We start from the raw sequence: 12,032 nt of genomic DNA, 5'->3' as shown, positions 1-12,032 counted from the left end.
CTTGTTGCCCTTGTCCACAAAATAGAGGCTCTGCCGGATGACCTCCACCGGAGAGGACACCGGGTCCACCGCCACCTTCACCGGGTCGCGGAGCAGGGCGTTGACCAGCTCCATCACCTCGGGGGGCATGGTGGCGGAGAAGAAGAGGGTCTGCTTTTTTGCCGGCAGCAGCTTAAGCACCCGGCGCACGTCGTGGATAAAGCCCATGTCCAGCATCCGGTCGGCCTCGTCCAGCACGAAGATTTCCACCCGGCCCAGGTCCAGCAGGCCCTGGCCCTGGAGGTCCAGCAGGCGACCGGGGGTGGCAACCAGGATATCCAGGCCCTTTTTGATCTGGTCCACCTGGGGCTGCTGTCCCACGCCGCCGAAGATAACGGCGGAGCGCAGGGGCAGGTTCTTACCGTAGGCTTCGAAGCACTCCTGGATCTGGAGGGCCAGCTCCCGGGTGGGGGTGAGGATGAGGGCGCGGATATACCGGGGCCCCACCACCACGTCGGCGTGGAGCCGCTGGAGGATGGGGGCGGCGAAGGCGCAGGTCTTGCCCGTACCGGTTTGGGCGCAGCCCAGCACGTCCCGGCCCTTGAGGGCGGGGGGGATGGCCTGGCGCTGGATGGGGGTGGGCTCGGCATAGCCCTGGGCCGTCAATGCCTTGAGGATCGGGGCGATCAGCCCCAGCTCATTGAATTTCATGGGATTCTTCCTTTACGTTCGTAGTTGCCATGTTCACAGGGCCGGCAGGGGCCCCGTTTCGTCCTTCCCCAGTGCCCGCAGCACCGCGGAGACCGACTCCTCCAGGGTCTGCCCCGCCGTGTCCACGGTCAGGTCGGCGCAGCCCTCGTACAGGGGGGTACGATAGGCGTAGAGGTCGGCCAGAGTCTGGCCGGGGGCCATGGCGATACCCCGGCTGCCGATGTTGTTCAGACGCCGCTCCACCTCGTCCAGAGGCAGACGTAGATACACTACCCGGCCCAGCTCCCGCAGGCGCTCCACCGCCCGCGTCCGGTACACCGCGCTCCCCCCGGTGGCGATGACGGTGCATCGGCAGGAGACGGCGCACACGGCGTCCGCCTCGGCCTCCAGAAAGGCCTCCTGGCCCCTGGCATCCAGGAGCTGCTGGAGGAGGGCCCCCTCCCGGGCCTGGATGACCAGGTCGGTGTCCAGAAAGGCATAGCCCAGGGTCTTGGCCAGCAGCACTCCCACGGTGCTCTTGCCCGCCCCCGGCATGCCGACGAGAATGATGTTGTCCACAGCTTTCCATCCTTAGTCTGCGCAGCGGCGCTGATATCAATCGGAATATTATATCAAAAAAATGGCGCCGAGGCAATGGTTTTGCCTCAGCGCCTTGTGATGGGGCGGCTTTGTACCATATGGAAGGCAAATGAGCCGGATTTGAGTGGAAAATGGGGCTTACCGATCCTCCGGCGTCCCCACATACACCATGCTGGAAAAACAGCGGTACAGGGTCTCGTCGGGGAAGCAGCGGTCCAAAAGCCGCTCGGCGCTGCTGGAGGGGGGCAGGTCCCGCTGCCGCTCATCCATCCGACCCAGGGCGGCGGCGGTGAGAGCGATGTTGGCCGCCATAAACACAGCCAGCACCCGGGTGAGGGGGCCGATCGTCCGGGCGGGGATGCGGTCGATCCAGCGCTGCAGCCAGGGGTAAATCCGCCGCACCCACACCAGGGCGGCCACCCCCCAGAGCAGGGAAAAGACCAGGCAGACCCGGCCATGGAGGTTGAAGGGCAGGTGGCTGTAATCCCAGAAGCAGGCGCCGAACAGCACCTCCTGGAGCCAGGAGCACAGGTATTCATACCCCGCCCCCACCAGGGCGCCGCCCAGCAGCACCCGCACTCCGCCCCGGCCCTGGAACCGCCGGAAGCACAGGGTAAACAGCACCGCCCCGAACCCCCACACCAGAGAAAAGGTGCCGAACAGGACGCCGCTGCGGTTCTGGAGCTCGCCCCGGGTGAGAAGCATGAACGCCGTCTCGATGTTGGCCCCCAGGAAGGAGGCAATGAAGAAGATCCAGAAGAGCCGGCGCAGGCTCACCCTCTGGCCCGGGCCGTCCGCCGGGCGCACGGCCTCCGCCGGCCGGCTCCGGTCCTCCGTCAGCGTTTCCACAGGTATCCCTCCCATCGTGTGGGAGTTATCCTATCACCGCCATCTGTAAACGGCATAAAGAACCCATTAAATTTTTCTTATATTTTCTCCGCTGCCCGGCCCTTTCGGCACGCATGAAAACGAGGCTTTGTCCCTACCGGGACAAAGCCTCTTATATTTGCCTCTGCCGGTCCCACGCTGCTCCCCATGGGGAGCAGGATGTTCACCCGCAGGGCGGACAGGTCCAGAATGCGGACCTACGGGGCCGGCACCCCCCGCCGAACCGGAACGGGGCGAGCGTGATCCGTTCGGCCATTTTGGGCCCGTCCCCTTACGCCGGGCCGCCTGAGAGCTCTCCGGTCCGTTTCTTCAGGATCCTGGGGAACTTCCACAGGAAGACCAGGCCGGTAACCGTGGCGGCGCAGATGTCCGCGATGGGCTCGGCCAGGTAGACGGAAAAGACCTCCCGGTCGGCCATGGCCGGGGGCAGCAGGGCGGGGAGGACCCGGGGCAGGAGATAGACCAGGGGGATGAGCAGCACGATCTTCCGCAGCAGGGCCAGGAAGAGGGAGACCCTGGCCTGTCCCAGGGCCACGAAGGTCTGCTGGCAGGAGAACTGCATCCCCAGCATGAACATGCCGCCGAAATAGATGTGCATGGCCCACTCGGTGGCCTGGACCAGCTCGGGCTTGTCGTTGAAGATGGCGATGAAGGCGCCGGGGAAGAGCTGTACCAGGGTAAAGCCCAGAATGCTCAGGCTCATACCGGCGGCAAACATCATCCGGAAGGTCCGCTTCACCCGGTCGGTATTGCCCGCGCCGTAGTTGTAGCCGATGATGGGCTGGGCCCCCTGGGACAGGCCCATGAAGGGCATGGTCAGCACCTGCATGACGGAGGAGGCGATGGTCATGGCCCCCACGAAGGTGTCGCTGCCGTAGTGCTTGAGGGAGGAGTTGAGGGCGATGTTGACCAGGCTCTCGGTGGACTGCATGATAAAGGGGGAGACGCCGATGGCCGCCACGGGGAGCAGGACCTTGGGGTCCAGGCGCAGGTGGCGGCGCTGGATCTTCAGCCGGGACTTTCTGCCGGTGAGGAAGGCCAGCACCCACACCGCCGACACCGCCTGGGACAGGATGGTGGCCAGGGCGGCGCCCTGCACCCCCAGGTCCAGTCCGAAGATGAAGATGGGGTCCAGCACGATGTTGCACACCGCGCCGATGACCACGGTGAGCATACTGGTGGTGGAAAAGCCCTGGGTGGTGATGAAGTTGTTCAGGCCCAGGGAGAGCTGCACGGCGATGGTGCCCCACAGATAGATTTTCAGGTAGCCGGAGGCGTAGCCGATGGTGTTCCCGCTGGCCCCGAAGGCGTAGAGCATGGGCTCCCGCAGGAGCTGGAACACCACCGTCACCACGATGGAGATGAGCACCAGCAGGGCGGTGCAGCCACCCAGGATGGCGTTGGCTCCCTCCTCATCCCCGGCCCCCATGCGGATGGCAGCTCTGGAGCCGCCCCCCATACCCGCCAGGGCGGACAGGGCGGAGATGAACATGAGCACGGGAAAGGCCACCCCCAGGCCGGTGAGCGCCAGGTCGCCCACCTCCTGGATGTGGCCGATGTACATTCGGTCCACGATGTTGTACAGGGCATTGACCAACTGGGCCGTGATGGCGGGCACCGCCAGCCGCAGCAGCAGGGGGCCCAGCGGGTCCTTTCCCAGATCGTTTTGGCGCTTGGGTTTCAAGGGATCGTCTCCTTTGCGCGGCGGGTCATACGCCGTCTTCGTTTTCGAGAAAGTAAGTGGCCTCCATGTCGGCCACGCTGAGGGCGAAGGCCAGGGGATACTGCTGAAGGGCCTGCCCCACCAGCCGGCTGTCCTCCGAGCCGGAGAAGCCCATGTGCCAGCGGATGGCCATGGCCTCGTCCCGCTTGAGCTTCAGAAAGCCGGAGATGATATATACGCTCTTCTCCCCATGGCCGTAGGGCAGCGTATCCTCATAATAAAAGGTGGGCACCGCCGTCCATTTGCCGTCGGGCCCCTTCACGTTGCGGGAGCCCGACTTGTAGCACCCTATCTTGCACAGGTCGTGGAGCAGGGCGGCCACGGCCACCGACTCGGCGGGGTACTCCAGGCCATAGAGCTCCTGCACCCGCTCCCGGGCCAGGTACTCGGCCAGACAGTGGTAGACGTTGATGCTGTGCTCGCACAGGCCCCCGGCGTAGGCCCCGTGGAATCGGGCGGAGGCGGGCGCGGTAAAAAAGTCCGACTTGTTTTCCAGATAATCCAGCAGGGCGTCGGCCCCCTCCCGGCGGATGTTGGCGGTATAGAGGTCGATGAATTCTTCTTTGGCGGACATAGAGGTCCTCCTTCTGTCAGAGAATAGGCAGGGCCGTCAGATCCCGGTCAGCGTCCGGGCCAGCGTGGCAAAGACGGGCAGGGTGAGGATGCTCAAAAGGGTGGACAGGGTGACGGTCTGGGCCGACACCACCGTGTCCCGGCCGTAGGTCTGGGCCAGCATCCCGGTCACGCCGGCGGTGGGGGTGGCATTGAGGATGACGCAGGCGCAGAAGAGGATGGGGTCCACCTTCAGGGGGAGGAGGACCAGCAGGACGATGGCGGGGGCGGCCGCCAGCTTGTAGAGGGCGGAGCCGTAGAGGATGGGCCGGGTAAAGGTGCTTTTCAGGTCGGCCCGGGCCATTTGGGCCCCCACCACCATCATGGCCAGGGGGGTGTTCAGGTCGGAGACATAGCCGATGGCCTTGCTCACCGGGCCGGGGAACCGCCAGCCGGTGAGGAACAGGAACAGCCCCACCGCCAGCCCCACGGTGCCGGGGTTGATCAGGGTGGACTTCAGCGAGACCCTGCCCCCCATGATGCGCACGCCGTGGGTCCACTGGAACAGGTTGAACATGACGATGGCCAGCCCGCCGAATATGAGCGCCTCCTCCCCCAGGATGGCGGAGAGAAGGGGCAGGCCCATGAAGCCGGTGTTGCAGTACACCTGGCTGAAGCGCATGGGGCCCCGGATGTCCAGGGGCTGCTTCCGGTAGCACAACTGCCCCACGGCGATGTGGATGCCGTAGAACACGGCCATCACCGCCCCGCCCATCAGCAGGGTGCGGATCAGCTCGGCCGTCCGCTCCACCTGAAAGGACTGGATGATGGCGGAGGGGATGACGATATAGAGGACCAGGAAGGACAGCTCGCTGACGGCCTTTTCGGTCAGCTTCCCGATCCGCGCCAGCAGGAAGCCGATCCCCATCAGGAGGAAAAGGGTCAGGACCTGGCCCGCCACCAGGAGGAGACTTTCCAGCATACGATCCCGCCTTTCCGCGCGGGGCGAGCGCCCCATCTTGGATGATGAGATATTATAAGATGGTTTGGCCGAAAAGTAAAGCCCCGGGCCCCATCGGTTGACAAAGCCGCCGGTGGGGCGATATACTAAAAAACAGAAACATCTTTCCATTTGAAAGGAGGGTCTTCATGACCCCGGAACAGATGCGGAAAAGCGGCTATCTGCGCATCTTCGCCTCTTATTACAAGCCCCACCTGGCCATCTTCCTTCTGGATATGCTCTGCGCGCTGGGCATCTCGCTGGTGGATCTGGCCTTTCCTCTGGTCTCCCGGTACGCCATGCAGCACATGCTGCCCCAGCGGCTGTTCGGCCTGTTCTTCGCCGTGATGGTCGCCCTGCTGCTGGCCTACCTGCTCAAGGGGATCTTTTACTTCATCGTCACCTACTGGGGCCACCTGCTGGGGGTACGCATCGAGGCGGACATCCGCTCCGCCCTCTTCTCCCACATGCAGGATCTGTCCTTCTCCTTCTACGACAAGAACCGCACCGGTCCGCTCATGAGCCGGGTCACCACCGACCTGTTCGAGATCACCGAGCTGGCCCACCACGGCCCCGAGGACCTGTTCATCTCCACCGTCACCCTGGCGGGCGCCTTTCTGGTCATGCTCACCATCCGGTGGGAGCTGGCCCTGGTGGTCTTTGCCGTGGTGCCGTTGTTTCTCCTCTTCACCGTCCTCCAACGCCGGCGGATGATGCACGCCTCGGCGGAGGTCAAGCGGAAGATGGCCGGCATCAACGGGGAGCTGGAGTCCTCCATCTCCGGCATGCGCACCGCCAAGGCCTTCGCCAACGAGGCCACCGAGATCGACAAGTTCGAGCGGTCCAATTCCCGGTTCCGGGGGGCCAAGCGGGGCTATTACCGGGCCATGGCGGTGTACCAGTCCGGCCTGGAGTTCTGCATGGGCGTCATGTCGGTGCTGGTCATCGCCTTCGGCGGCTATCTGATGATGCAGGGCCGCATGGAGCTCATCGACCTGACCACCTTCTTCCTCTATATCGGCACCTTCATCACCCCCATCCGCAAGCTGTCCGCCTTTGTGGAGCAGTTTATGCAGGGCATGGCGGGCTTCAAGCGGTTCGTGGAGCTGATGCGGGTGGAGCCTGAGATTCAGGACGCCCCCGACGCCGCGGCGGTGGGCGACGTCAAGGGCGACATTCTGGTGGACGACGTGACCTTCCGCTACGAGCCGGAGGGCGAGCCCGTGCTGGACCACGTCACCCTCCACATAAAGCCCGGCGAGACGGTGGCGGTGGTGGGTCCCTCCGGCGGGGGCAAGTCCACCCTGTGCCAGCTCATCCCCCGATTCTACGACGTGACCGCCGGGCGCATCCTCATCGACGGGGTGGACGTGCGCACGGTGCAGCAGCACTCCCTGCGGGAGCACATCGGTATCGTCCAGCAGGACGTGTTCCTCTTCGCCGGCACCATCTACGACAACATCCGCTACGGCCGGCCCGACGCCACCGAGGCCGAGATCGTGGCCGCCGCCAGGAAGGCGGAGATCTACGACGACATTGTGGAGATGCCCGACGGCTTCCAGACCTATGTGGGGGAGCGGGGCGTCATGCTCTCCGGCGGGCAGAAGCAGCGGGTGTCCATCGCCCGCATCTTTCTGAAAAACCCCTCCATCCTCATTCTGGACGAGGCCACCTCCGCCCTGGACGCGGTGACCGAGTCCCGCATCCAGGGGGCCTTCGACGAGCTGGCCGTGGGCCGCACCACCCTCATCATCGCCCACCGCCTGTCCACCATCCGGTCGGCCGGCCGCATCCTGGTCATCGACGACAACCGCATCGTGGAGGAGGGCACCCACGCCGAGCTCATGGCCAAGGGCGGGGCGTACGCCAGGCTCTACAACGCCCAGAAGAGCACTGCGGTCTAACCATCCCCTCAGGCAAGGAGGAACCCATATGCGGGAAGAGAAAACCAACGTCATGCGCCTTCTGGAGCAGAAGAAGGTGCCCTATACCCCCCACCAGTACGCGCATAGCGAGGGGGAGGCGGTGGACGGGGCCACAGTGGCCGGTCTCGTCGGCAAGGACCCCGCCGCCGTGTTCAAGACCTTGGTGACCCGTGGGGCCGCCAAGGCCAACTATGTTTTTGTCATCCCCGTGCTGGCCGAGCTGGACCTGAAAAAGGCGGCCAAGGCGGTGGGGGAGAAGTCCATCGAGATGATCCCCGTCAAGGAACTCACCCCCCTCACCGGCTACATCCGGGGCGGCTGCTCTCCCCTGGGGATGAAAAAGCGGCTGAGGACCGTGCTGGATTCCTCCGCCCGGGCTCAGGCCGCCATCGTGGTCAGCGCCGGGAAGATTGGCTATCAGGTGGAGCTCTCCCCCCAGGACCTGGCCGGGCTGGCGGAGGCGGACTTCGCCCCGGTGACCAGAGACGCGGCCCTATGAACAAGACGGAACTGTTGAACAAGCTGGCCGCCGATGCCGACGAGCGGCTGGTGCTGGCCCGGGTGCTGGACAAGCTGGACCTGACCCGGAACCGGGGCATCCCCGCCCACACCTTTTTCCTCTCCCTGGCCGAGCGGACCGCGGCAGAGCGGCTCATCGCCGCCTCGGGTCGGCCCCGGCACCGATTCTGGGGCGGCTATGAGGAGGCCGAGCGCACCGTCTGCGCCTTCCTCCCCGACTGGCTGGAGGCGGAGGACTGGCGGGCCGGGCCGGACTGCCCCCTGCGGGCCCTGCGTCTGAGCGTCCCCACCGGCGCCGGGCTGACCCACCGGGACTTTCTGGGCTCCATTCTGGGCCTGGGCATCACGCGGGAGAAGGTGGGCGACCTGCTGGTGGGGGAGGGCGCCTGTCAGGTGATCGTGCTGGAGGAGGCGGAAAAGGTCCTGCTGACCCAGCTCGACCAGGTGGGCCGTCAGCGGGTCCGGGCGGTCCCCATGGCGCTGGACGAGCTGGTCCCCCCCGTCCGGCAGGTCAAGATCATCCGGGACACGGTGGCCACCCTGCGGCTGGATGCGGTGGCCTCCTCGGGCTTCTCCCTGGCCCGGTCCAAAATGGCCGACGCCATCTCCTCGGGGAAGGTGGCCCTCAACGGTCGGGAGTGCGTCAAGCCCGACCGGACCGTGGCGGAGGGGGACGTGATCACCTGCCGGGGCCTGGGCAAGTGCGTGCTGAAAGAGGTGTCCGGCCCCTCCAAGAAGGGCCGGACCATGATCGTGATCGAGCGCTACGTGTAGCGGAAAGGAGCCGGGAGCATGGAACAGGCAAAGATCGACCGCATCAACGCTTACGCCCGCCGGGTGAAGGCCGGGGAGGCCCTGACCCCGGCGGAGGAGGCCGACCGGGCCGCCCTGCGGGCGGAATACGTGGCCGCCGTCCGCAAGAGCCTGGAGCAGCAGTTGGACCGCACCCTCATCCAGGAACCGGACGGCACCCGGCACCGGCTGCCGAAGAAGGAGGAGTGAGCTCATGCGCGTCACCGTCCTGATCGAGAACACCGCCCCGGCGGGCCTGGCCTGCGAGCACGGCCTGTCCCTTCACATCGAGCACGGCGGTCGCCGCTGGCTGCTGGACGCGGGGGCCAGTCCCCGCCTGGTGGAAAACGCCGCCGCGCTGGAGGTGGATCTGGGGGCGGTGGACGCCGCCGTCCTCTCCCACGGCCATTTCGATCACGCCGGCGGCTTTTCGGCCTTTTTTGCCCGCAACGCCGCCGCGCCGCTCTACCTGCGCCCCCAGGCGCTGGAGCCCGGCTATGTCCGCACCCGGTCCGAGCCCCGGTACATCGGCGTGCCGGGGGAGCTGGCCGGGTACGCCCAGCGGCTGCGCTTCGTGGACGGGCCTCTGGAGGCCGCCCCCGGCGTGTGGCTGCTGCCCCACGACACCCCCGGCCTGGCCCGGCGGGGGAGGGCCGTGTCCATGTACCGGGAGACCGCCGTCGGGGCAGTGGACGACGACTTTTCCCATGAACAGAGCCTGATTTTTGTGACTGACGACGGGCTGGTGCTCTTTAGTAGCTGCTCCCACGCCGGGGCGGATACGGTGGTGGAGGAGGCGCGGCGTTTCTTCCCCGGCCGGCCCGTTCGGGCCTTCCTGGGCGGTTTTCACCTGATGGGCCACGGGGGCGTGACCACCCTGGGGGCGCCGCCCGCGGCGGTGGAGGCGCTGGGCCGCCGTCTTTTGGAGCTGGGCGTGGAGGAGGTCTGGACCGGCCACTGCACCGGCGCGCCGGCCTATGAGCTGCTGCGCCCGGTACTGGGGGAACGGCTTCACTCTCTGTCCTCCGGCGCCGTGCTGAAACTGTAGCGAGAAAGGAGCCGCACACCCATGAAAGACTGGTTTACCCTGGACCAAATCGACCCAGATACTTCTATTCTCAGCGAGTACCGCCACTGGGAGGAGACCCACTGTTATCTGCTCAACGGCTCGGAGCGCAGCCTGCTTATCGACACCGGCTTGGGCATCTGCAATATTTATGACCAGGTGGTCCGGCTGACGCAAAAGCCGGTCACCGCCGTAGCCACCCACATTCACTGGGACCATATCGGCGGCCACCGCTACTTTCCCGACTTCTACGCCCACGAAGCTGAACTGGACTGGCTCCACGGGGGCTTTCCTCTGTCGCCGGCGCAGATCCAGGACATGGTGGTGGATCGCTGCGATCTGCCGGAGGGCTACGACGTCCGCACCTACTCTCTCTTCCAGGGCACGCCTACCCGGGTGCTGCGGGACGGCGACCTCATTGATCTTGGCAACCGCCGCATCCAGGTACTTCACACGCCCGGGCACTCTCCAGGGCATATGTGCTTTTATGAGGCGGACCGGGGCTACCTCTTCACCGGCGACCTTGTCTACCTGGGCACCCTTTTCGCCTATTATCCCTCTACCGACCCGGAGGCCTACCTTCTCTCCCTGGAAAAGGTGGCCTCCTTGGACGTCAAGCGAGTCTTTCCCGGCCACCACAGTCTGGCGGTTGGCCCAGATATTCTGGTCCGGATGCGGGACGCCTTCCGGGAATTGAAATCCGAGGGCAGGCTCCATCACGGAAGCGGCACCTATGCTTATGGGGACTGGGCCGTCTGGCTGTAGCTCCCATCAGAAACAAGGGGCCGGACGCTGCGCGTCCGGCCCCTTGTTTATCCCAGCGCCCCCAGGTGCTCCAGCAGGATCTTCACGCCCATGGCAATGAGCACCACACCGCCGAACAGCTCCGCTCTGGACTGGAACCGGGCGCCGAAGGCGCTGCCTGCCTTGACCCCCACGGCGGAGAGGACGAAGGTGGTGCAGCCGATGAAGCAGACGGCGGGGAGGATGTCCACCCCGAGGAAGGCGAAGGTGACCCCTACGGCCAGGGCGTCGATGCTGGTGGCCACAGCCAGGGGGAGCATGGCCCGGACGGCAAAGGAGGCGTCCAGCGCCTCGCACGCGCCCCGGGACTCCTTGACCATGTTGCCTCCAATCAGGACCAGCAGCACAAAGGCCACCCAGTGGTCCACGCTGGTGATGATCCCCTCAAACCGGGTGCCCAGCAGCCAGCCGGCCAGGGGCATCAGGGCCTGAAAGGCCCCGAACCACGCTCCAGCGGTGAGGGCGTGGCTCCAGCGCAGCCGCTGCACGGACAGCCCCTTACAGATGGACACGGCGAAGGCGTCCATGGACAGGCCCACCGCGATGACGAACAGTTCCCAAAGCTGCATGGTTTGGTTCCTCCTTTTTCTTTGCAGAGGGCACAAAAAAAGAGACCCATCTGCCTCAAACAGATAAGTCTCGTCATTTCAAGCCGAGCCAGGAGGTCCTCCCTCCAGTATGTTGGCCCGGCTGCGCAGCGCGCCGACTACTCCCTTATGTGGGTGCTACTATACCATTCTTCGTCAAAAAAGTCAAGCCGGTCCAACAAAATGCGGGGGAGAGGCGGCGCCTCTCCCCCGCGTTTCTGCGTCCGGCCTGTTTCAGCAGGGGACCACATTGACGGCCCGCAGACCGCGGTTGCCGCGGGGATCGGGCTCGGTATCGAAGGTGACCTTCTGGCCTTCTTCCAACTGACGATAGCCGCTGGTCTGGATGGCGGAGAAGTGGACGAACACGTCCTCGCCGCCGTTGTCGTTGGAGATAAAGCCGAAGCCCTTCTCCGCGTTGAACCACTTTACAGTACCCTGATACATATCGGATACCTCCTGCAAAAAACTTGTTTTGTGAGACAAAAAAAGACATGTCCCCCGATTTCGTACAAACAATCGAGGAACACGTCAATCATTTCATACAGCAAAACAGCTTCCTCACTATACACCCGCCCCGGGGGATTGTCAAGGGAAAAGATTGTCGCTCACCGCCGCTCACCCCAGCCGCAGCCAGAGCAGCAGAGCGGCGTCCAGCGCCGCCAGCAGGGGGAAGCCGTACCGGAAATACCAGTGGCGGGTCTTGTGGTGAAAGGCCCGCATCCCCAGCCAGCCGCCGGGAGCTCCCCCCAGCAGGGCGAACAGCCACAGGGTCTTTTCCGGTACCCGCCAGGCGTCCCGGCGGGCCCGCCGCTTATCGACCCCCATTAGGCAGAAATCCACCGCGCTCAGGACCAGCGCCCACAGCAGGACCAGCGTCCAGTGTCCGGCCAAATAATCCCGCATC

General features: G+C 65.2%; 15 protein-coding genes. 6 read left to right on the top strand and 9 right to left on the bottom strand.

The genetic code is table 11. From position 1 onward, the window contains the following. The 6 genes from B3H64_RS07035 to B3H64_RS07010 form a co-directional block, all read right to left on the bottom strand. Positions 1–690: DEAD/DEAH box helicase (locus B3H64_RS07035; protein ID WP_286734044.1), on the bottom strand; the 690-nt coding region annotated here is incomplete at its 3' end. Positions 691–723: 33 nt separating this feature from the next. Beyond that, on the bottom strand, positions 724–1,248 hold the full coding sequence (locus tag B3H64_RS07030; RefSeq protein ID WP_286734041.1) for a shikimate kinase: 525 nt from the start codon (positions 1,246–1,248) through the stop codon (positions 724–726). Positions 1,249–1,407: 159 nt separating this feature from the next. Further along, positions 1,408–2,118 (bottom strand): putative ABC transporter permease, encoded by a 711-nt coding sequence (locus B3H64_RS07025; protein WP_286734038.1) that lies wholly within the window; start codon positions 2,116–2,118, stop codon positions 1,408–1,410. 310 nt (positions 2,119–2,428) lie between these two features. Continuing rightward, positions 2,429–3,841: an MATE family efflux transporter gene (locus tag B3H64_RS07020; protein ID WP_050617437.1), complete on the bottom strand. Its 1,413-nt coding sequence runs from the start codon at positions 3,839–3,841 to the stop codon at positions 2,429–2,431. 25 nt (positions 3,842–3,866) lie between these two features. Further along, positions 3,867–4,454, bottom strand: a complete 588-nt coding sequence (locus B3H64_RS07015) for an HD domain-containing protein (protein ID WP_256319043.1) — start codon at positions 4,452–4,454, stop codon at positions 3,867–3,869. 36 nt (positions 4,455–4,490) lie between these two features. Further along, positions 4,491–5,414 carry an AEC family transporter gene (locus tag B3H64_RS07010; RefSeq protein WP_050617439.1) on the bottom strand — a complete coding sequence of 308 codons (924 nt, stop codon included), beginning with the start codon at positions 5,412–5,414 and terminating at the stop codon, positions 4,491–4,493. Between the two features lie 167 nt (positions 5,415–5,581). Here B3H64_RS07010 and B3H64_RS07005 point away from each other — a divergent pair, with 167 nt between their 5' ends. From B3H64_RS07005 to B3H64_RS06980, 6 genes are read left to right on the top strand one after another with little or no spacing between them, the layout of a single operon-like run. Continuing rightward, entirely contained in the window at positions 5,582–7,336 is a 1,755-nt protein-coding gene (locus tag B3H64_RS07005; protein WP_050617440.1) for an ABC transporter ATP-binding protein, read from the top strand. A gap of 28 nt (positions 7,337–7,364) precedes the next feature. Then, complete coding sequence (gene ybaK / locus B3H64_RS07000) at positions 7,365–7,856, top strand: Cys-tRNA(Pro) deacylase (protein ID WP_050617441.1); 492 nt, start codon at positions 7,365–7,367, stop codon at positions 7,854–7,856. Then, positions 7,853–8,650: an RNA-binding protein gene (locus tag B3H64_RS06995; protein ID WP_050617442.1), complete on the top strand. Its 798-nt coding sequence runs from the start codon at positions 7,853–7,855 to the stop codon at positions 8,648–8,650. The genes ybaK and B3H64_RS06995 overlap by 4 nt, the downstream gene beginning before the upstream one ends. 18 nt (positions 8,651–8,668) lie before the next feature. Further along, on the top strand, positions 8,669–8,878 hold the full coding sequence (locus tag B3H64_RS06990; RefSeq protein WP_050617443.1) for a DUF896 domain-containing protein: 210 nt from the start codon (positions 8,669–8,671) through the stop codon (positions 8,876–8,878). Positions 8,879–8,882: 4 nt separating this feature from the next. After that, positions 8,883–9,716 (top strand): MBL fold metallo-hydrolase, encoded by an 834-nt coding sequence (locus B3H64_RS06985; RefSeq protein WP_286734032.1) that lies wholly within the window; start codon positions 8,883–8,885, stop codon positions 9,714–9,716. Positions 9,717–9,737: 21 nt separating this feature from the next. Then, complete coding sequence (locus tag B3H64_RS06980) at positions 9,738–10,499, top strand: MBL fold metallo-hydrolase (protein ID WP_050617445.1); 762 nt, start codon at positions 9,738–9,740, stop codon at positions 10,497–10,499. A 47-nt stretch (positions 10,500–10,546) separates the two neighbouring features. Here B3H64_RS06980 and B3H64_RS06975 read toward each other — a convergent pair whose 3' ends face one another. From B3H64_RS06975 to B3H64_RS06965, 3 genes are all read right to left on the bottom strand, one after another. Further along, positions 10,547–11,107: a manganese efflux pump MntP family protein gene (locus tag B3H64_RS06975; protein WP_238073033.1), complete on the bottom strand. Its 561-nt coding sequence runs from the start codon at positions 11,105–11,107 to the stop codon at positions 10,547–10,549. Positions 11,108–11,359: 252 nt separating this feature from the next. After that, on the bottom strand, positions 11,360–11,572 hold the full coding sequence (locus B3H64_RS06970; RefSeq protein WP_050617447.1) for a cold-shock protein: 213 nt from the start codon (positions 11,570–11,572) through the stop codon (positions 11,360–11,362). Positions 11,573–11,743: 171 nt separating this feature from the next. Next, a complete protein-coding gene (locus tag B3H64_RS06965) occupies positions 11,744–12,031 on the bottom strand; it encodes a DUF1294 domain-containing protein (protein ID WP_238073034.1) in 288 nt (95 codons plus the stop codon). Between the last annotated feature and the right edge of the window lies 1 nt (position 12,032).

Source organism: Intestinimonas sp. UBA1698 (assembly GCF_002320075.1).
Classification (GTDB): domain Bacteria; phylum Bacillota; class Clostridia; order Oscillospirales; family Oscillospiraceae; genus Intestinimonas; species Intestinimonas massiliensis.
Note: the sequence above shows the minus strand (reverse complement) of the source record. Positions and strands in the feature narration are given on the sequence as shown.

Bases quoted from the DNA above. Each gene is read 5' to 3' on its own strand.
- B3H64_RS06995 (WP_050617442.1), top strand. From the start codon at position 7,853: ATGAACAAGACGGAACTGTTGAACAAGCTGGCCGCCGATGCCGACGAG.
- B3H64_RS06990 (WP_050617443.1), top strand. From the start codon at position 8,669: ATGGAACAGGCAAAGATCGACCGCATCAACGCTTACGCCCGCCGGGTG.
- B3H64_RS06985 (WP_286734032.1), top strand. From the start codon at position 8,883: ATGCGCGTCACCGTCCTGATCGAGAACACCGCCCCGGCGGGCCTGGCC.
- B3H64_RS06975 (WP_238073033.1), bottom strand. From the start codon at position 11,107: ATGCAGCTTTGGGAACTGTTCGTCATCGCGGTGGGCCTGTCCATGGAC.
- B3H64_RS07015 (WP_256319043.1), bottom strand. From the start codon at position 4,454: ATGTCCGCCAAAGAAGAATTCATCGACCTCTATACCGCCAACATCCGC.
- B3H64_RS06980 (WP_050617445.1), top strand. From the start codon at position 9,738: ATGAAAGACTGGTTTACCCTGGACCAAATCGACCCAGATACTTCTATT.
- B3H64_RS07005 (WP_050617440.1), top strand. From the start codon at position 5,582: ATGACCCCGGAACAGATGCGGAAAAGCGGCTATCTGCGCATCTTCGCC.
- B3H64_RS06965 (WP_238073034.1), bottom strand. From the start codon at position 12,031: ATGCGGGATTATTTGGCCGGACACTGGACGCTGGTCCTGCTGTGGGCG.
- B3H64_RS06970 (WP_050617447.1), bottom strand. From the start codon at position 11,572: ATGTATCAGGGTACTGTAAAGTGGTTCAACGCGGAGAAGGGCTTCGGC.
- ybaK (WP_050617441.1), top strand. From the start codon at position 7,365: ATGCGGGAAGAGAAAACCAACGTCATGCGCCTTCTGGAGCAGAAGAAG.
- B3H64_RS07010 (WP_050617439.1), bottom strand. From the start codon at position 5,414: ATGCTGGAAAGTCTCCTCCTGGTGGCGGGCCAGGTCCTGACCCTTTTC.